Source organism: Pseudomonas sp. B21-041, assembly GCF_024748675.1.
Classification (GTDB): domain Bacteria; phylum Pseudomonadota; class Gammaproteobacteria; order Pseudomonadales; family Pseudomonadaceae; genus Aquipseudomonas; species Aquipseudomonas neuropathica.
This window is the reverse complement of record NZ_CP087175.1, coordinates 6105032-6122017: the sequence shown is the minus strand read 5'-3', so window position 1 is coordinate 6122017 and position 16986 is coordinate 6105032. Positions and strand designations below refer to the sequence as shown.

Sequence of the window (16986 nt, the reverse complement as noted above, 5' to 3'; positions counted from 1 at the left end):
TGTTCAGGACGCCAGGCTTTTGCGAAAGCGCGCCAGCGCGATGACGAAGAACAGCAGGCCGATGGCCGTCAGCGCCAGCAAGTCCGGCCAGACCACGCTCAGCCCGGCGTCGCGAAACAGAATCGCGGCGCTGAGGCTGACAAAATGTGTGGACGGCGAGCCCTGCATGACCCACTGCAGCCATTGCGGCATGCTGTCCAATGGCGTGCTGCCACCCGACAGCAGCAACATCGGGATGATCACCGGAATCGCCAGCAAGCCGAACTGCGGTGTCGAGCGTGCGAGTGTCGCCAGAAAGATCCCCAACGCGGTACTGGCAAACAGATAAACCGCAGTCACCAGCAAAAACAGGCTCATCGAGCCGGACAGCGGCACGCCGAGTGCGCCTTTGACCACCACCTCCAGCGACAGCCAGGTGCACAGCACCACCACCAGCAGGTTGCTCCAGATTTTCGCCAGCATGATTTCCAGCGCCGTCAGCGGCAGCACCAGCAAATGGTCAAGCGTGCCGTGCTCGCGTTCGCGCAGCAGCGCCGTGCCCGTGAGGATGATTGCCAGAATGGTGATGTTGTTGACGATCTGAATCACCGCCAGAAACCAGCCACCCTCCAGGTTGGTGTTGAACAGCGCGCGGGTGGTCAGTTGAATCGGCGTTTTGCTCGCGGCATCGCCCTGGTCGCCATAGGCCTGCAGCTCGCGCTGGAAAATCCGGCTGATGTAGCCAGCGCCCATGAACGCCTGGCTCATCGCGGTGGCATCGACGTTGACCTGAATGGCCGGTTGCCGCGCCGCCAGCAGATCGGTTTGAAACCCCGCCGGAATGTTGATCACGAAAGTGTACTGGCCGCTGTCCATGACCTGGTCCAGTTGCGGGTAGGGGAGCAGCACTGGCGTCTGGAATTCCGGCGGTTGCAGGGCCTGGGCCAACTGGCGCGAGAGGGCGCTGTGGTCTTCGTCGACGATCGCCACGCTGGCGTTGTGCACGCCGATCACCGAGCCGGCGGCAGGCATGTAGATCGCCACGGTGAAGGCGTAGAACAGGAACAGCAGCAACACGCTGTCGTGGCGCAGGCTGGTCAGTTCCTTGAGCCCCAGGCGCAGGATGTGCGCGAACTTGTGCATCAGGCCTCCTGCTTTTTCAGCATGATCAGGCTCAGCCCGGTGAACCCGACAAAGAACCCGAACAGCGCCAGGCACTGCGGCCACAGCTGCCGCAGGTCCAGCGCTTTGGTGAACGTCCCCACGGCAATGTCGAGAAAGTGTCCTGCCGGAAACAGCATGCCCATCACCGCAGCCGCTCCTTCCAGTGAAGAACGCGGCACGATCAGTCCGGAGAACTGGATGGTCGGCAGGCTGGTAATGATCATGGTGCCGAGGATCGCGGCGATTTGCGTGCGGGTGAACGCCGAGATCAGCAGGCCCATGCTAGTGGTCGCTAGCACATACAGCAGGCCGCCAAACGCCAGCGTCAGCAGGCTGCCCTTGAACGGCACGCCAAACAGCCAGCGGTTCATCGCCACCAGCAGCGCGAGATTGACCAGACTGACCAGCAGGTATGGCGCCTGTTTGCCCAGCAGAAACTCCAGGCGGGTCAGGGGCGTGGCGTAGAAGTTGGTGATCGAGCCGAGTTCTTTTTCGCGCACGATGCCGAGTGCGGTGAGCATCGCCGGAATGAACGCCAGAATCAGCGCCATGACCCCGGGGCCAATAGCGTTGACGCTGACCACATCCTGGTTGTAGCGAAAGCGCGTTTCCAGGCTGGCACCCGTCTGGTGGTTGATGGCGGGGCTGCTCTGTTCGGCCAACTGCTGCAGGTTGGCCAGGTGCACTGCTTCGACATAATTGCGGCTGGTCTCGGCGCGAAACGGCATGCCGCCGTCCAGCCACGCCGCCACCGCAGGCTGGCGTCCGGCGTACAGGTCGCGGCCAAATCCGGGCGGGATTTCCAGCGCCAGTTTGATTTCCGAGCGTTGCAGGCGGCGGTGCAGCTCTTGAGCGTCGTGGATGGCTGGCCGTTCATCGAAGTAGCGCGAGCCGCGAAAGGCTTCCAGATAGGTTCGGCTCTGCGGGGTTTGATCCTGATCGTAAACGGCGAACGCGAGGTTCTCTACGTCGAGGGAAATTCCATAGCCGAAAATCACCATCATGAAAATCGCCCCCGCCAGCGCAAAAGCCATGCGCACTTTGTCGCGCAGCAGCTCCTTGCCTTCGCGACTGGCCACGGCTAGCAGGCGACCGAGGCTGAAACCGCGTTGCTGGTCTGGCGGCGCGGCGGCTGGCGCTGATGGCGCTGTCGGCGATTCACTCGCGGGAGGCGATGGGGCAGTGCCTTGGGCCTGTTCCAGACACGTCACGAAAGCGGCTTCCAGCGTCTCTCCGGCAAACTGACGCTGCAGCGCTGCCGGGGTGTCGCAAGCGAGGACTTTGCCGGCGTGCATCAGCGAAATGCGGTCGCAGCGCTGGGCTTCGTTCATGAAGTGGGTGGAGAGAAAAATCGTCACGCCTTGCTCGCGGGACAGTTCGATCAGCAGTCGCCAGAAGTCATCACGGGCTGCCGGGTCGACGCCGGAGGTCGGCTCATCGAGGATCAGCACTTCCGGACGATGCAACACCGCGACCGCCAGCGACAGGCGTTGACGCAGCCCGAGAGGCAGGGCACCGGACGGCTGATCGGCGACGCTGAGCAGGTTGAAGCGCTGAATCAATGCGTCGATGCGTTGCGCGCTTTCGGACTTGGGCAAGTCGAACAGACGGGCGTGCAGCTCAAGGTTCTGCCGCACGCTGAGTTCGCCATACAGCGAAAAGCTCTGGGACATGAAGCCGACCCGCTTGCGCGTGGCCAGATCCTTGGCGTTCACCGGATTGCCCAGCAGTGTCGCGCTGCCTTCGCTGGCCGGCATCAGCCCGGTCAGGACTTTCATGGTCGTGGTCTTGCCGCAGCCGTTGGAGCCGAGAAAACCGAAAATCTCGCCGCGACCGATGGCGAAGCTGACGTGATCCACCGCAGTGAAGTCGCCGAAGCGCAGCGTCAGGTCGTGGGCTTCGATGGCAATGTCGGTGGTACCGCCAGTACGCGGCGGAATGACCAACGGCTGAGCGTCGTGATGACTGTCGCCCTGGAAGTGTGTGAAGGCTTCATCGAGTTTGCCGCTGGGGGTGACGGCCGCTAGCTCGCGACTAAGACCGGTGGCAATCAACTGGCCGTTGTCGAGCATCAGGCAATGCTCGAACTGTTCAGCTTCTTCCATATACGCAGTGGCGACCAGCAGGGTCAATTGCGGGCGCTCGCGCCGTACATCGTCGATCAGCTCCCAGAAGCGTCGGCGTGAGAGCGGGTCGACGCCGGTGGTCGGCTCATCGAGAATCAACAGATCCGGCTCATGGATCAGCGCGCAGCACAGGCCCAGCTTCTGTTTCATGCCGCCGGACAACTTGCCTGCAGGGCGCTCGGCGAACTTTAGCAGGTCGGTGGCGAGCAGCAGATTGTGCATGCGTTGCTCGCTGTCGGCTTTCGACAGGCCGAACAGCGTGGCAAAGAACTGGATGTTTTCGCGGATCGACAACTCGGGATACAGGTTGCCGCCCAAGCCCTGGGGCATGAAGGCGATGCGCGCATACAGCGTGTCGCGGTGGCGGCGCTGCTGGATCGGCCCGCCGAGGACGTCCAGTTGCCCTTGCTGCAAGGCCTTCACGCCGGCGATCAGCCCGAGCAGGCTGGACTTGCCCGCGCCATCGGGGCCGATCAGCCCGCAACGGGTGCCGGCTGGCAGGCTGAAGGTGATAGCGCTCAGTGCTTGCTGTTTGCCGTAGCGGTGCGCGATAGCGTTCGCCTGAACCGCGAGGCTGTTCATTGCAGATTGGCCGGCCAGGCAATCGGCGCGGTGCGCACATAACCGGCGCCGGGCATGCCGGGCTTGGCTTGCGGCACGGCGCTGGGTTGGGTCAGGCGCAGCTTGACGCGGAACACCAGTTTTTGCCGCTCGTCACGGGTCTCGACCTCTTTGGGGGTGAACTGCGATTTGCCGGCGACGAAACTGATCTTCGCCGGCAAGGGTTTGTCGGGCAGGGCATCGAGCAGCACCCGGGCTTCATCGCCTACGGCCAGACGCCCGGCCACCGAGGCAGACAGGTAGAGGTTCATGTACTGATCGTTGGGATCAATCAACAGCAGGACGCGGCCACCGGCCCCCAGCACTTCGCCGGGTTCGGCCATGCGCAACTGGATCACCCCATCAATCGGCGCGCGCAGGCTGCTGTCGTCGATTTCGCTGGTCAGTTGAGCGACCTGTGCCTGCGCCGCGCCGATCGCTGCAGCGACCGCCGACACTTGGGCGCGGGCCGCCGTCACGGCAGCATTGCCGGTGCCGATACGCGACTGCAATTGATCGATAACCTGGGCGCTGACGAAACCGTGCTTGAACAGCGACTGAGAGCGCCCGAGTTCCTGCTGGGCCAGCAGCAATTCACTCTGGCGCAATTGCACATTGGCCTCGGCGGCGTTGAGGTTTTCCCGGGCGCGCAAGACTTCGGCTTCGGCTTGAGTGCGCTGGGCTTCGAGGGTGCGGGTATCCATGCGCGCGAGCAGTTGGCCCTTGTTGACCTTGTCGCCTTCATCGACCAGCACCTCGGCCAGGCGTCCGGGTGTCTTGCTGGCGATCTGCACTTCGGTGGCTTCCAGCCGCCCGTTGCCCATCGACAGCCCTTCGACCAGACGGCTGCTGATCGACATCCAGTAACCGAGCCCGCCGGCGGCGGCGAGTAACACCAGAAGCGACCCGGCGTATAAAAGTGAAGAGCGGCTGTGCGTCGACATGGGGGCATCCTGCGGCTGTGGCGTGCAGTCTGACTGTTCAAGCGTTGCAGTCGCTTGATGTCAGTCAACCGAGCGCCAAGCCTAGCCCCTTTTTCGGCTAATAACCGTGACCGGGCAGTTCTCAGCGCAAGCCGAGCACGGCGGCCCACTGTTCGGCCGTCACGGGCATGACCGACAGGCGACTGCCTTTTTGCACCAGTGGCATGTCGGCCAGCGCGGTTTGCTGCTTGAGGTAATCCAGCTTCAATACCCGGGCGAACGTCTCTACGTGGGCAACATCAATCGCGCTCCAGGCGTTTTTCTCGGGTGTAGCTTTCGCATCGAAGTAATGACTCTGCGGCTCCAGTGCGGTGGGATCCGGGTACGCCGCTTCGATAATCTTGCCAATCCCTGCAATCCCCGGCTCCGGGCAGCTGGAATGGTAGAAAAAGAACTCGTCACCCACGGCCATCGAGCGCAGGAAGTTACGCGCCTGATAGTTGCGAACTCCGTCCCAGCGCGCTGTGCCGAGCTTTTCCAGACCTTTGATAGAGAGTTCGTCGGGCTCGGACTTCATCAGCCAATAGGCCATGGTTTTTGCTCCTGAAACGGTCATTGGGCAGGTTGTCGGGCAATTTTATGACAAACCGACAGTCGGTTGACGTCAGCGTTTGCGCGCAGGTTCACGTTGTCGCAAAATGCCGGCCTTTAAAGCTTGACGCTGCTGCACGGCCTACGAACGGAAACCGCTGCTGTCATCGTGATGATGTGCCTTGAGGGGGGCAATCGATGAAACGCAAACCGGATCTACTATGGACTTTGGTAATTTTGTTTGGCTTGGGCGTCGTAACCACCGGTTATGCGCAGAGCTTGTGGTCGAACAAGGCCGACGCGCCGATTGAAGTCGCGCAACAGGTGCAACAGTCGACAGCCTTCAAACGCTGAAACGGCTTTCTCGACGCCGCTGATCTGCGCGGCGTCCTATCCCGCGAAATACCACGCCTTGTCGCTGACCGTGCCTTGTAACGGTACATCCCAGCTTGCCTGCGCCAAGCGTTCGACTTTCTGACATTCATGGGCCAGGCCCAGTAGCGTAGGCTTGCGCCAGCTTTTTCGCCGAGCCAGATACGCCAGGCTGCGATCATAGAAACCGCCGCCCATCCCCAGTCGCCCGCCGACATCGTCAAACCCTACCAACGGCAATAACACCAGATCCAGTGCCCAGACCTTGCGTTGCTGTGCCAGATTGGCTCGCGGCTCGAGAATGCGGAAGCGATTGGGTTTAAGTTTCTCGCCGGGACGAATGCGTTGGAAAACCATCTTGGTGCGTGGCCAGGCGCTGAGCACCGGCAGATAAGTCGATTTACCCCGACGTTGGGCTTCGCGCAGCAGAAGGCGCGGATCGATTTCACCATCGGTGGGCAAATACAAAGAGATATGTCTGGCCCGGCGAAAGTGCGGGTCTTGCGCCAGTTGCCGGTACAGGCCCTTGGCGGCCTGGCGTTGTTCGCTCTTGGTCAGCGCACGACGCGCCTTGCGCAGCAGGCGGCGGAGTTGCGGGCGGGGCAGCAGCGCGGGTTCGGTCATGGTTCGGCTTCGGCAGGTTGGACGAAAACGTACGCATAAAAAATCCGATGGCGGTTTTCACCGACATCGGATTCGAATCAGGCTCCCCGGATGAACCGCTGTCAACTTAGCCCTTGAACCCGAAAGTTCAAGGTGGAAGATGCAGTAGACTTTAAGGCTTTCCGTCTAGCGGACATGCACACCAGCCCAACGTGCAACTTCCAGGGTAGTGCGAATCGGCTCAGGGACATCGTCAACTGGCAAGCACCCCAGGGAGTGCCGCGAGTATACCGCAAGCGGCCAGTTGAATCAGCCCTTGCTGGTGTTCTGATCGTCGGCGAGCACCAGATCGACACGATCGAGCAAGTCACGCACCTGTTCACGGGTCGAACCGCTGGCCTGGATGTCCGGACGCTCTTCTTTGTGCAAGAGGTCATGGGTGATGTTCAGCGCGGCCATCACGGCGATACGGTCGGCACCGATGACTTTGCCGCTGCTGCGGATCTCACGCATCTTGCCATCCAGATAGCGCGCGGCACTGACCAGATTGCTGCGTTCTTCCTGCGGGCAGATGATCGAATATTCTTTATCGAGGATCTGCACGGTGACGCTATTGCTTGAACTCATGAGTCTTGCTCCAGGGCCTTGAGGCGCGAAATCATCGATTCGACCTTACGCCGGGCGATTTCGTTTTTTTCAATGAGGTGAGCGCGTTCCTCGCGCCAGGTCTTTTCCTGAGCTAGTAAGAGTGCATTTTGACTCTTTAGTTGCTCGACTCGGCCAATCAACAGTTCGAGTCTGGCCATCAGCGCTTGCAGGTCGGTGTCTTCCATTGTGTCCACGTGTTCGTCTGATGGGGGGTAGCTGGCGGACAGCCTTTAATAGTCTTGGCGAGTCTGTCGATGTAGGATACAAGGCCTTCATTCTAGACATAGCGCCGTCTGGCGCCTAGCTGCCCATGACCAATGCGAATTCCCCGTACCAAGCCTTTGCCACCCTGCTGACTTCCAGCGGCCACAACGTTTCGCCTGCCGAACTGCACGGCGTGCTGCTCGGGCGCAGTTGCGCCGGTGCCGGCTTCGATAACGAAGGCTGGTTGATCGACGCCGCCGAACTGCTCGAAGGCGATATCCAGGACAACGTCCGTAACGCCCTCATCGGCCTGCAAGAGATGGTCAAAGGCGAGCTGACCGGCGACGACGTCACTGTCGTTCTGCTGCTGCCGACCGATGACGCACCGCTGGCTGACCGCGCCGCTGCACTGGGCCAATGGTGCCAGGGCTTCCTCAGCGGTTTCGGCCTGAACTGCCGCGACAGCAGCATGCTCAGCACTGAAGCCACCGAAGTGCTGCAGGATCTGGCCGCCATTTCCCAAGTGCAGGATGCTCTCGAAGAATCCGAAGACGGCGAAACCGACTACATGGAAGTCATGGAGTACCTGCGCGTTGCGCCGTTGCTGCTGTTCTCGGAAACCAAGAAAGCCGACGTGCCGCCAGCCGCCAAGCCGTCGCTGCATTAATCGCGTGCCAGGGAAAGCCATCTGCCCATGACCCATATCCCGAAAGCGGAATACAGCCGTCGCCGCAAGGCCCTGATGGCGCAGATGGAACCCAACAGCATCGCGATCCTGCCCGCCGCCGCGGTCGCCATTCGCAACCGCGACGTCGAGCATGTCTACCGTCAGGACAGCGACTTCCAGTACCTCAGCGGATTTCCCGAGCCGCAAGCCGTCATCGTTTTGATGCCCGGCCGTGAACATGGCGAATACGTGCTGTTCTGCCGTGAGCGCAACGCCGAACGCGAATTGTGGGACGGTTTGCGCGCCGGGCAAGAGGGCGCGATCCGCGACTTCGGTGCCGACGACGCTTTCCCTATTACCGACATCGACGACATCCTCCCCGGCCTGATCGAAGGCCGCGACCGGGTGTATTCGGCGATGGGCAGCAACCCTGAATTCGACCGTCACCTGATGGACTGGATCAACGTGATCCGCTCCAAGGCGCACCTCGGCGCCCAGCCGCCGAACGAATTCGTTGCCCTGGATCATCTGCTGCACGACATGCGTCTGTATAAATCGGCGGCAGAAGTGAAGGTGATGCGCGAAGCCGCACGGATCTCGGCGCAAGCCCACATCCGCGCGATGCAGGCCAGTCGGGCCGGGCTCTACGAGTACAGCCTCGAAGCCGAACTCGACTACGAATTCCGCAAGGGCGGGGCGAAAATGCCGGCTTATGGTTCGATCGTCGCCGCCGGGCGCAATAGCTGCATCCTGCATTACCAGCAGAATGACGCGCTGCTCAAGGACGGCGACCTGGTATTGATTGATGCCGGTTGCGAGATTGACTGCTACGCCAGCGACATCACCCGCACCTGGCCGGTCAACGGCAAGTTTTCGCCCGAGCAGAAAGCGATCTATGAGTTGGTGCTGGCCTCGCAGGAAGCCGCGTTCGCCGAAATCGCCCCGAACAAGCACTGGAATCAAGCGCACGAAGCCACGGTTCGAGTGATTACCACGGGGCTGGTGAAACTGGGATTGCTGCATGGCGAGGTCGACGAGTTGATCGCCAGCGAAGCCTATAAAGCTTTTTACATGCACCGCGCCGGCCACTGGCTGGGTATGGATGTGCATGACGTTGGTGAGTACAAGGTCGGCGGCGAATGGCGAGTGCTCGAGGTCGGCATGGCGCTGACCGTAGAGCCGGGCATCTACATCGCCCCGGACAATCAGAACGTCGCGAAGAAATGGCGCGGCATTGGTGTACGTATCGAGGACGACGTGGTGGTGACCAGAACCGGTTGTGAAATCCTCACCAGCGGCGTGCCGAAAACCGTCGCTGAAATCGAAGCGCTGATGGCGCAAGCAAGGACCCACGCGGCATGAGTCGAGTCAATCTGGCAATCATCGGTGGCGGTCTGGTCGGCGCCAGTCTGGCGTTGGCCTTGCAGGCCGGGGCCAAGGCGCGTGGCTGGAAGATCGTCCTGATCGAGCCGTTCGCTCCCGGCGACAGTTGGCAGCCGAGCTACGACGCACGTTCGTCGGCGCTGTCCTTCGGCTCGCGGCAGATTTATCAACGGCTGGGCGTGTGGCAGGAAATCTCCCGTCGCGCCGAGCCGATCAAACAGATTCACGTCTCCGATCGTGGCCGTTTCTCTACCGCGCGCTTGTCGGCGATGGAAGAGGGTGTGCCAGCGCTCGGTTATGTGGTGGAAAACGCCTGGCTCGGCCAGTGCCTGTGGCAGCACATCGATAAAGACGTGATCAGTTGGCGCTGCCCGGCGGAAGTCACGCGTATGGAACCGCTGCCCGATGGCTATCGCCTGACCCTCAATGATGAAACCACCCTTGAATGCGACCTCGCGGTGCTCGCCGATGGCGGTCGCTCCGGTCTGCGCGAGCAGTTGGGCATCAACGTGCGCAAGCGTCCGTACAACCAGAGCGCGCTGATCGCCAACATCACCCCGAGCGAAGCGCACAACGGCATGGCCTTCGAGCGTTTCACCGACGAAGGGCCGATGGCCTTGCTGCCGCTGCCGGAAAACCGCTGTGCTCTGGTCTGGACCCGTTTGGGCATGGACGCGCAGCGCCTGGCCGATTTGAGCGAGCGCGATTTCCTCAGCGAATTGCAGGGCGTGTTCGGATATCGCCTCGGCACGTTGAAACAGGTTGGCGCGCGGCATCTTTATCCGCTGACGCTGGTCGAGGCCGAAGAACAGGTGCGCTCGCATCTGGCTGTGCTCGGCAACGCGGCGCACAGCCTGCACCCGATTGCCGGTCAGGGTTTCAACTTGTCACTGCGTGATGCCGATGCCTTGGCCGCCGCATTGTTGTCCAGTGAAAAGCCGCTGGGCGACTTCGCCACATTGCAGGCTTATCGCGAGCGTCAACGTCTCGATCAGGATCTCACCGTCGGTTTTTCCGATCAGGTCACACGCCTGTTCGGCAGCACGCAGCCATTGGTTTCGTTGGGCCGTAACATCGGCCTGCTCGGCCTTGATCTGTTGCCGCCGGCCAAGCGCTGGTTTGCCCGTCAGGCCATGGGTTTGGGAACACGTCCGGATGCTTAAGTGGTTGACCGCTAAATTCGGCAAGGCGCGGTTGATGCGTTGGGTGATGACGTTCTACCCGCCGTATCTTGGCGCCGGTGTACGGGTTCGGCATATCAGCGATGATTTCCGCGACGTTCAGGTGTCGATGGGGCTGGGCTGGTACAACCGCAACTACGTCGGCACTCAGTTTGGCGGCAGTCTGTATTCGATGGTCGACCCGTTCTTCATGCTGATGCTCATGGAAAACCTCGGCTCGAAGTACATTGTCTGGGACAAGGCTGCCGACATCGATTTCATTGCACCGGGCAAAGGCCCGGTATTCGCCCGCTTCAATATCGACGAGACCTTGCTCGCCGAGATTCGCCGGCAAACCGCCAATGGCGAGAAATACCTGCCGCAGTTGCAGGTCGACATTCATGACGGCGCCGGCAATCTGGTGGCGCGGGTCGGTAAAACCCTTTACGTGCGGCTCAAGCCGCAAGCGAGACAGGCTTAAAGCATGGAAATGCGCGCAGATCTGCTGATTGTCGGAGCCGGAATGGTCGGCAGCGCCCTGGCGTTGGCGTTGCAGGACAGCGGGCTGGAAGTTCTGCTGCTCGATGGCAGCCCGCTGAGCGTCAAGCCGTTCGATGCCGGCGCGGCATTTGAACCGCGTGTGAGCGCGCTGTCGGCAGCCAGCCAACGCATCCTCGAACGCCTCGGCGTGTGGGACGGCATCGCCAAGCGCCGCAGCAGCCCGTACACCGACATGCACGTCTGGGACGGCAGCGGCACCGGGCAGATCCATTTCTCGGCGAGCAGTGTGCACGCCGAGGTGCTGGGTCATATCGTCGAAAACCGTGTGGTGCAGGACGCCTTGCTCGACCGTTTGCACGATTGCGATCTGGGCATGCTCGCTAATGCGCGGCTGGAACAGATGCGCCGCTCGGGCGATGACTGGTTGCTGACGCTGGCTGACGGTCGTCAGTTGCGCGCGCCATTGGTGATTGCCGCTGACGGTGCCAACTCGGCCGTTCGCCGCCTCACCGGGATGGCCACGCGCGAGTGGGATTACATGCACCACGCCATCGTCACCAGCGTGCGCAGCAGCAAGTCGCACCGGATGACCGCGTGGCAGCGCTTTACCGATCACGGGCCATTGGCGTTTCTGCCGCTGGAGCGTGACGGGCAGCAGGATTGGTGTTCGATCGTCTGGTCGACCACGCCGAGCGAAGCCGAGCGCTTGATGGCGCTGGATGAAGCGGCGTTCTGCCAAGAGCTGGAGCGTGCCTTTGAAGGCCGCCTCGGCGCAGTCATCAGTGCCGATCCGCGACTGTGCGTGCCGCTGCGTCAGCGTCATGCCAAACGTTACGTGGCTGAAGGCCTGGCGTTGATCGGCGATGCGGCGCACACCATTCACCCGTTGGCGGGGCAGGGTGTGAACCTTGGCTTCCTCGATGCGGCGGTGTTGGCCGAAGTGCTATTGCAGGCGGCCGAGCGTGGCGAGCGTTTGGCGGATGCGAAGGTGCTGAGCCGTTACGAGCGTCGGCGCATGCCGCACAACCTGGCGCTGATGGCGGCGATGGAAGGCTTTGAGCGGTTGTTCCAGGCGGATCCGTTGCCGGTCAGGTGGTTGCGTAATGCCGGGTTGAAGCTGGTGGAGCAGATGCCGGAAGCGAAGGCGCTGTTTGTGCGTGAAGCCCTTGGGTTGACCGGGGATCTTCCGGCCCTCGCCAAACCCTGATCTCTTCGTTGCTGCTGATGGCCTCATCGCGAGCAGGCTCACTCCTACAGGGGAACGCATTCCAACTGTAGGAGTGAGCCTGCTCGCAATGGCGCCCGGCCAGGCACCACAATTTTCAAACTGTGCAACATCTGGTAACTCCTTCAAAAAGAGTTCGATTGAGGTGGTAAATGTGAGTCCTTATCATTTGGCCCACATTTCCCGACCGAGAGACCACTCCCATGTTGGCACCCAAGCGTCTTCTGACCGCACTGGCCCTGACCCTGATCGGCAGCACAACGGCCCAGGCCGCTGATGAGGTGGTGGTTTACTCGTCGCGCATCGATGAGCTGATCAAACCGGTCTTCGATGCCTACACCGCCAAGACCGGGGTGAAGATCAAGTTCATCACCGACAAGGAAGCGCCGCTGATGCAGCGCATCAAGGCCGAAGGTGAGAACGCCACCGCCGACCTGCTGCTCACCGTTGACGCCGGCAACCTCTGGCAAGCCGAGCAGATGGGCATCCTCCAGCCGTTCACTTCGAAAGTCATCGATACCAACATTCCGCTGCAATATCGCTCGTCTACTCACGCCTGGACTGGCCTGAGCCTGCGCGCGCGGACCATCGCCTACTCCACTGAACGCGTGAAGCCGGGCGAGCTGACCACCTACGAAGCACTGGCCGACAAGAACTGGGAAGGGCGCCTGTGCCTGCGTACGGCGAAGAAGGTCTACAACCAGTCGCTGACCGCGACCATGATCGAAGTCCATGGCGCCGAGAAGACCGAAAAGATCCTCAAGGGCTGGGTCAACAACCTCTCCACCGACGTGTTCTCCGATGATGTCGCGGTGCTCGAAGCGATCAACGCCGGGCAATGCGATGTCGGCATCGTCAACACTTACTACTACGGCCGCCTGCACAAGCAGAAGCCCGAGCTGCCGGTGAAACTGTTCTGGCCGAACCAGGCGGATCGTGGCGTGCACGTGAACCTGTCGGGCATTGGCTTGACCAAGCATGCGCCGCACCCGGAAGCGGCCAAGGCTTTGGTTGAGTGGATGACCACACCTGAGGCGCAGAAGATCTTTGCTGACGTGAACCAGGAGTTCCCGGCCAACCCGGCGGTGGCGCCTTCGGAAGAAGTGGCGGCGTGGGGCAAGTTTGTCGCTGACACCTTGCCGGTGGAAGTGGCGGGCAAGCGTCAGGCTGAAGCGATCCGGATGATGGATCGGGCGGGTTGGAATTGAGGCTTTTTCGATAGACTTGTGATCGTTCCCACGCTCTGCGTGGGAATGCATCCATCGACGCTCTGCGTCGTGCCGCCGACAGCGTGACGCAGAGCGTCACAGGATGTGTGCCCACGCAGAGCGTGGGCACAATCATTTGAACGAGACTGTTTCCTTGGCCCACCCTGCCCAACGCCGCTGGTATCCCATCGTTTTCGCCATCGCCGCGCTGGTGCTGTTGCCCCTGAGCGTTCTGCTGCTCTCCTGGCAGACCATCGATCAACAGATCTGGTCGCACCTGTGGCAAACCCAGATGCCGCGCCTGCTGGGCAATACCCTGACGCTGGTCGTTGGCGTCGGTGTCGGTGTGACGCTGCTGGGTGTCAGCCTCGCCTGGCTCACCAGCCTCTGCGAATTTCCCGGCCGGCGCTGGCTCGACTGGGCGCTGATGCTGCCGTTCGCCATCCCCGCGTACGTACTGGCCTTCGTTTTCGTAGGCCTGCTCGACTTCGCCGGTCCCGTACAGAGCCTGCTGCGCGAATGGTTCGGCAGCGGCCTGCGGCTGCCGCGCGTGCGCTCCACCGGCGGGGTGATCATCGTGCTGGTGCTGGTCTTCTATCCCTACGTTTACTTGTTGGCGCGCACCGCGTTTCTCGCGCAGGGCAAAGGCCTGATGGAAGCCGCGCGAGTACTCGGTCAGTCGCCGTGGCTAGCTTTCTGGCGAGTGGCGTTGCCAATGGCGCGTCCTGCGATTGGCGCCGGCGTGGCACTGGCGCTGATGGAAACCCTGGCGGATTTCGGCGCAGTGTCGGTGTTCAACTTCGACACCTTCACCACCGCCATCTACAAGACATGGTACGGCTTCTTCAGCCTGTCGAGTGCGGCGCAGCTGGCCAGTCTGTTGCTGCTGGTGGTGATGCTGGTGCTCTACGGCGAACGTCGCGCGCGTGGCGCCAATCGGGCGGGCAACGAGCGGCCACGGGTGAAAGCCCTGTATCACTTGCGCGGGCTCAAGGCGTTCGCGGCGATGAGCTGGTGCGCACTGGTGTTCGCCTGCGCCTTCGTCATTCCGCTGCTGCAACTGATCGTCTGGTTCTGGCAGCGCGGCCGTTTCGATCTGGACGAGCGCTACGCGGGGCTGATCCTGCACACCTTGTATTTGGGCGGCATGGCGGCGCTGATTACCGTCAGTGTTGCGCTGTTGTTGGCGTTTGCCCGGCGGCTGGCGCCGACGCAGGCGATCAACTCTGGTGTTGGTCTGGCCAACCTGGGCTACGCCTTGCCGGGTTCGGTGTTGGCCGTGTCGATCATGCTGGCGTTCAGTTATTTGGATCGCGAGCTGGTGATTCCACTCTCCGGTTGGCTCGGCGGCGCGGGCAAACCGCTGCTGCTTGGCAGTCTGGCGGCGTTGCTGATGGCCTATCTGGTGCGTTTTATTGCGGTGGCGTACGGGCCGTTGGAAAGCAGTCTGGCGCGTATACGGCCCTCTTTGCCCGAAGCAGCACGTAGCCTGGGTGTCAGTGGGCCGCGACTGTTTTTCAAAGTGTATCTGCCGCTGTTGCTGCCCGGCGCGCTGAGCGCGGCGCTGCTGGTGTTCGTCGATGTGCTCAAGGAAATGCCCGCGACCCTGCTGATGCGCCCGTTTGGCTGGGACACGCTGGCGGTGCGGATCTTTGAAATGACCAGTGAAGGTGAATGGGCGAGGGCGTCTTTGCCAGCGCTGACCCTGGTTCTGGTCGGTCTATTGCCGGTCATCGGACTGATCCGCCGCTCGGCACACCGAAACACTTAGTCGTCAGTCCTGAATCATGCGGCTACAATGCGCGGCATTCGGTGCGGTTCGTCTGACAGACCCGTTCGCTGAAATCGGCTGAAAGCCTTCTATTTCGCGGCTTTCACCCCGTACAGCGGCTGTCCGCACCTTCGCCACGCCCGGAAGGAGAAACCCATGGGACAGCGTACGCCTCTGTATGACCTGCATCTCGCCCTCGGCGCGAAGATGGTCGATTTTGGCGGTTGGGACATGCCACTGCATTACGGCTCGCAGGTCGAGGAGCACCACGAAGTGCGCCGCGATTGCGGGGTGTTCGATGTTTCCCACATGACCGTGATCGATGTCACCGGCACCCAGGCCAAGGCCTGGCTGCAGCATTTGCTGGCCAATGATGTCGACCGCCTGCACCGCCCCGGCCGTGCGTTGTACAGCACCATGCTCAACGAGCGTGGCGGCATCGTCGACGACATGATCGTCTACCGCCTCGACGACGCTTATCGACTGGTGTTCAACGCTTCGACCCGCGATCAGGATCTGGCCTGGATGAGCGCGCAGCGCGGCGATTACGACGTGCAGCTGCACGAGCGCTCCGAGCTGGCGATGCTCGCCATCCAAGGCCCACAGGCCCGGCACAAGATTGCCGAACTGGTGACCCAGTCGCGCGCCACGCTGATCCAGCACCTCAAACCCTTCGAAGGCTATACCGACGGTGACTGGTTCATCGCGCGTACCGGTTATACCGGTGAAGATGGCCTGGAAATCTGCCTGCCGGCCAATCAGGCGCCGGGGTTCTTCAACGATCTGGTCGGTGCCGGCATTTCCCCGATCGGCCTCGGTGCCCGCGATACCCTGCGGGTTGAAGCCGGTATGAACCTCTACGGTCAGGACATTCACCAAGACGTTTCGCCATTGGCCTCGAACATGGCCTGGAGCATTGCCTGGGAACCGGCCACCCGCCAGTTCATCGGCCGTGCTGCGCTGGAGGCGGAAAAAGCTGCCGGCATTGCGCACAAACTGGTTGGTCTGGTCCTGGAAGAACGTGGTGTTTTGCGCGCTCATCAAGTGGTTCGCATCGCCGATGTTGGCGAAGGGGAGATCACCAGTGGTAGTTTCTCTCCTACGCTGAGCAAATCGATTGCCCTGGCGCGTGTTCCGATGGCCACCGCCGACCGCGCCGAAGTGGAAATCCGTGGCAAGTGGTACCCGGTACGGGTGGTCAAACCGACCTTCGTACGCCATGGCAAAACTTTGATCTAACCTTTTTCCGGCGGGCATGACCGCTGACCCAATTCCAGAGGACACCGAAGATGAGCAATATTCCCGCTGAACTGCGTTTTGCCGAAAGTCATGAATGGGCACGTCTGGAAGCCGACGGCACCGTCACCGTGGGCATCAGCGATCACGCGCAGGAAGCGCTGGGCGATGTGGTGTTCGTTGAGCTGACCGAAGTAGGCAAGGTGTTCGCCGCTGAAGATCAGGCTGGCGTCGTTGAATCGGTGAAAGCTGCTTCCGACATCTACTCGCCGATCAGCGGTGAAGTCATCGCGATCAACGAAGAGCTGGGCGGTTCGCCAGAGCTGCTGAACTCCGATCCGTACGGCGCATGGATCTTCAAGCTCAAGCCAAGCGATAAGGCTGAGCTGGACAAGCTTCTGGATGCTGCCGCTTACAAGGCTGCTATCGGCGAGTAAGTTCTAAGCAATACCCAAAGCCCCGACTTGTCGGGGCTTTTTTATGCACGATACAAATCTCCTGTAGGAGTGAGCCTGCTCGCGATAGCGTTCTTTCAGACTCATTAATGCGATTGACACACCGCAATCGCGAGCAGGCTCACTCCTACAGGGGGACGGGGTGCACTGAAAATGGGTTGCCACATCGG

At 61.4% G+C, this 16986-nt stretch carries 17 protein-coding genes and 1 other RNA gene; 10 read left to right on the top strand and 8 right to left on the bottom strand.

Annotation, left to right across the window (positions count from 1 at the left end):
- Positions 1–3 precede the first annotated feature (3 nt).
- From LOY43_RS27360 to LOY43_RS27345, 4 genes are all read right to left on the bottom strand, one after another.
- Positions 4–1122: an ABC transporter permease gene (locus tag LOY43_RS27360; protein WP_095049386.1), complete on the bottom strand. Its 1119-nt coding sequence runs from the start codon at positions 1120–1122 to the stop codon at positions 4–6.
- Complete coding sequence (rbbA, locus tag LOY43_RS27355; RefSeq protein WP_258708961.1) at positions 1122–3851, bottom strand: ribosome-associated ATPase/putative transporter RbbA; 2730 nt, start codon at positions 3849–3851, stop codon at positions 1122–1124. The genes LOY43_RS27360 and rbbA overlap by 1 nt, the downstream gene beginning before the upstream one ends.
- Complete coding sequence (locus LOY43_RS27350; protein ID WP_095049388.1) at positions 3848–4813, bottom strand: HlyD family secretion protein; 966 nt, start codon at positions 4811–4813, stop codon at positions 3848–3850. Before LOY43_RS27350 ends, rbbA begins: the two co-directional genes overlap by 4 nt.
- A gap of 121 nt (positions 4814–4934) precedes the next feature.
- Entirely contained in the window at positions 4935–5384 is a 450-nt protein-coding gene (locus LOY43_RS27345; protein WP_095049389.1) for an EVE domain-containing protein, read from the bottom strand.
- Positions 5385–5581: 197 nt separating this feature from the next.
- Between LOY43_RS27345 and LOY43_RS27340 the strand changes: the two genes are divergently transcribed.
- Complete coding sequence (locus LOY43_RS27340) at positions 5582–5737, top strand: hypothetical protein (protein ID WP_016985917.1); 156 nt, start codon at positions 5582–5584, stop codon at positions 5735–5737.
- Between the two features lie 36 nt (positions 5738–5773).
- On the opposite strand, the gene LOY43_RS27335 is transcribed toward LOY43_RS27340, so the two are convergent.
- From LOY43_RS27335 to LOY43_RS27320, 4 genes are all read right to left on the bottom strand, one after another.
- Positions 5774–6379: a 5-formyltetrahydrofolate cyclo-ligase gene (locus tag LOY43_RS27335; protein WP_093429753.1), complete on the bottom strand. Its 606-nt coding sequence runs from the start codon at positions 6377–6379 to the stop codon at positions 5774–5776.
- Positions 6380–6458: 79 nt separating this feature from the next.
- Positions 6459–6637: non-coding RNA, 6S RNA (gene ssrS / locus LOY43_RS27330), on the bottom strand.
- Positions 6638–6667: 30 nt separating this feature from the next.
- Complete coding sequence (locus LOY43_RS27325) at positions 6668–6985, bottom strand: cell division protein ZapA (protein ID WP_093429754.1); 318 nt, start codon at positions 6983–6985, stop codon at positions 6668–6670.
- Positions 6982–7191, bottom strand: a complete 210-nt coding sequence (locus LOY43_RS27320; protein ID WP_007911197.1) for a TIGR02449 family protein — start codon at positions 7189–7191, stop codon at positions 6982–6984. Before LOY43_RS27320 ends, LOY43_RS27325 begins: the two co-directional genes overlap by 4 nt.
- Positions 7192–7316: 125 nt before the next feature.
- Between LOY43_RS27320 and LOY43_RS27315 the strand changes: the two genes are divergently transcribed.
- From LOY43_RS27315 to gcvH, 9 genes are all read left to right on the top strand, one after another.
- A complete protein-coding gene (locus tag LOY43_RS27315) occupies positions 7317–7877 on the top strand; it encodes a YecA family protein (RefSeq protein ID WP_095049390.1) in 561 nt (186 codons plus the stop codon).
- A 27-nt stretch (positions 7878–7904) separates the two neighbouring features.
- Positions 7905–9239 (top strand): Xaa-Pro aminopeptidase, encoded by a 1335-nt coding sequence (gene pepP, locus LOY43_RS27310; protein WP_095049391.1) that lies wholly within the window; start codon positions 7905–7907, stop codon positions 9237–9239.
- Entirely contained in the window at positions 9236–10423 is a 1188-nt protein-coding gene (gene ubiH, locus LOY43_RS27305) for a 2-octaprenyl-6-methoxyphenyl hydroxylase (protein WP_095049392.1), read from the top strand. Before pepP ends, ubiH begins: the two co-directional genes overlap by 4 nt.
- The gene (locus LOY43_RS27300) at positions 10416–10901 is read left to right on the top strand and encodes a DUF4442 domain-containing protein (protein WP_095049393.1); all 486 of its coding nucleotides are present in this window, start codon (positions 10416–10418) and stop codon (positions 10899–10901) included. The genes ubiH and LOY43_RS27300 overlap by 8 nt, the downstream gene beginning before the upstream one ends.
- Before the next feature lie 9 nt (positions 10902–10910).
- Complete coding sequence (locus LOY43_RS27295) at positions 10911–12128, top strand: 2-octaprenyl-3-methyl-6-methoxy-1,4-benzoquinol hydroxylase (RefSeq protein ID WP_258709949.1); 1218 nt, start codon at positions 10911–10913, stop codon at positions 12126–12128.
- A gap of 221 nt (positions 12129–12349) precedes the next feature.
- The gene (locus tag LOY43_RS27290) at positions 12350–13354 is read left to right on the top strand and encodes an extracellular solute-binding protein (RefSeq protein WP_095125816.1); all 1005 of its coding nucleotides are present in this window, start codon (positions 12350–12352) and stop codon (positions 13352–13354) included.
- A 154-nt stretch (positions 13355–13508) separates the two neighbouring features.
- Positions 13509–15125, top strand: a complete 1617-nt coding sequence (locus tag LOY43_RS27285; RefSeq protein ID WP_220557150.1) for an iron ABC transporter permease — start codon at positions 13509–13511, stop codon at positions 15123–15125.
- 156 nt (positions 15126–15281) lie between these two features.
- On the top strand, positions 15282–16364 hold the full coding sequence (gene gcvT, locus LOY43_RS27280) for a glycine cleavage system aminomethyltransferase GcvT (protein WP_095049397.1): 1083 nt from the start codon (positions 15282–15284) through the stop codon (positions 16362–16364).
- Between the two features lie 50 nt (positions 16365–16414).
- A complete protein-coding gene (gene gcvH, locus LOY43_RS27275; protein ID WP_122596654.1) occupies positions 16415–16798 on the top strand; it encodes a glycine cleavage system protein GcvH in 384 nt (127 codons plus the stop codon).
- Positions 16799–16986 lie beyond the last annotated feature (188 nt).

What these genes read in the sequence shown, in the direction of transcription:
- LOY43_RS27340 (WP_016985917.1), top strand. Translation starts at nt 5,582, where the DNA reads ATGAAACGCAAACCGGATCTACTATGGACTTTGGTAATTTTGTTTGGC.
- LOY43_RS27300 (WP_095049393.1), top strand. Translation starts at nt 10,416, where the DNA reads ATGCTTAAGTGGTTGACCGCTAAATTCGGCAAGGCGCGGTTGATGCGT.
- rbbA (WP_258708961.1), bottom strand. Translation starts at nt 3,851, where the DNA reads ATGAACAGCCTCGCGGTTCAGGCGAACGCTATCGCGCACCGCTACGGC.
- gcvT (WP_095049397.1), top strand. Translation starts at nt 15,282, where the DNA reads ATGGGACAGCGTACGCCTCTGTATGACCTGCATCTCGCCCTCGGCGCG.
- LOY43_RS27335 (WP_093429753.1), bottom strand. Translation starts at nt 6,379, where the DNA reads ATGACCGAACCCGCGCTGCTGCCCCGCCCGCAACTCCGCCGCCTGCTG.
- gcvH (WP_122596654.1), top strand. Translation starts at nt 16,415, where the DNA reads ATGAGCAATATTCCCGCTGAACTGCGTTTTGCCGAAAGTCATGAATGG.
- LOY43_RS27290 (WP_095125816.1), top strand. Translation starts at nt 12,350, where the DNA reads ATGTTGGCACCCAAGCGTCTTCTGACCGCACTGGCCCTGACCCTGATC.
- LOY43_RS27345 (WP_095049389.1), bottom strand. Translation starts at nt 5,384, where the DNA reads ATGGCCTATTGGCTGATGAAGTCCGAGCCCGACGAACTCTCTATCAAA.
- LOY43_RS27360 (WP_095049386.1), bottom strand. Translation starts at nt 1,122, where the DNA reads ATGCACAAGTTCGCGCACATCCTGCGCCTGGGGCTCAAGGAACTGACC.
- LOY43_RS27325 (WP_093429754.1), bottom strand. Translation starts at nt 6,985, where the DNA reads ATGAGTTCAAGCAATAGCGTCACCGTGCAGATCCTCGATAAAGAATAT.
- LOY43_RS27320 (WP_007911197.1), bottom strand. Translation starts at nt 7,191, where the DNA reads ATGGAAGACACCGACCTGCAAGCGCTGATGGCCAGACTCGAACTGTTG.
- LOY43_RS27295 (WP_258709949.1), top strand. Translation starts at nt 10,911, where the DNA reads ATGCGCGCAGATCTGCTGATTGTCGGAGCCGGAATGGTCGGCAGCGCC.
- LOY43_RS27350 (WP_095049388.1), bottom strand. Translation starts at nt 4,813, where the DNA reads ATGTCGACGCACAGCCGCTCTTCACTTTTATACGCCGGGTCGCTTCTG.
- ubiH (WP_095049392.1), top strand. Translation starts at nt 9,236, where the DNA reads ATGAGTCGAGTCAATCTGGCAATCATCGGTGGCGGTCTGGTCGGCGCC.
- pepP (WP_095049391.1), top strand. Translation starts at nt 7,905, where the DNA reads ATGACCCATATCCCGAAAGCGGAATACAGCCGTCGCCGCAAGGCCCTG.
- LOY43_RS27315 (WP_095049390.1), top strand. Translation starts at nt 7,317, where the DNA reads ATGACCAATGCGAATTCCCCGTACCAAGCCTTTGCCACCCTGCTGACT.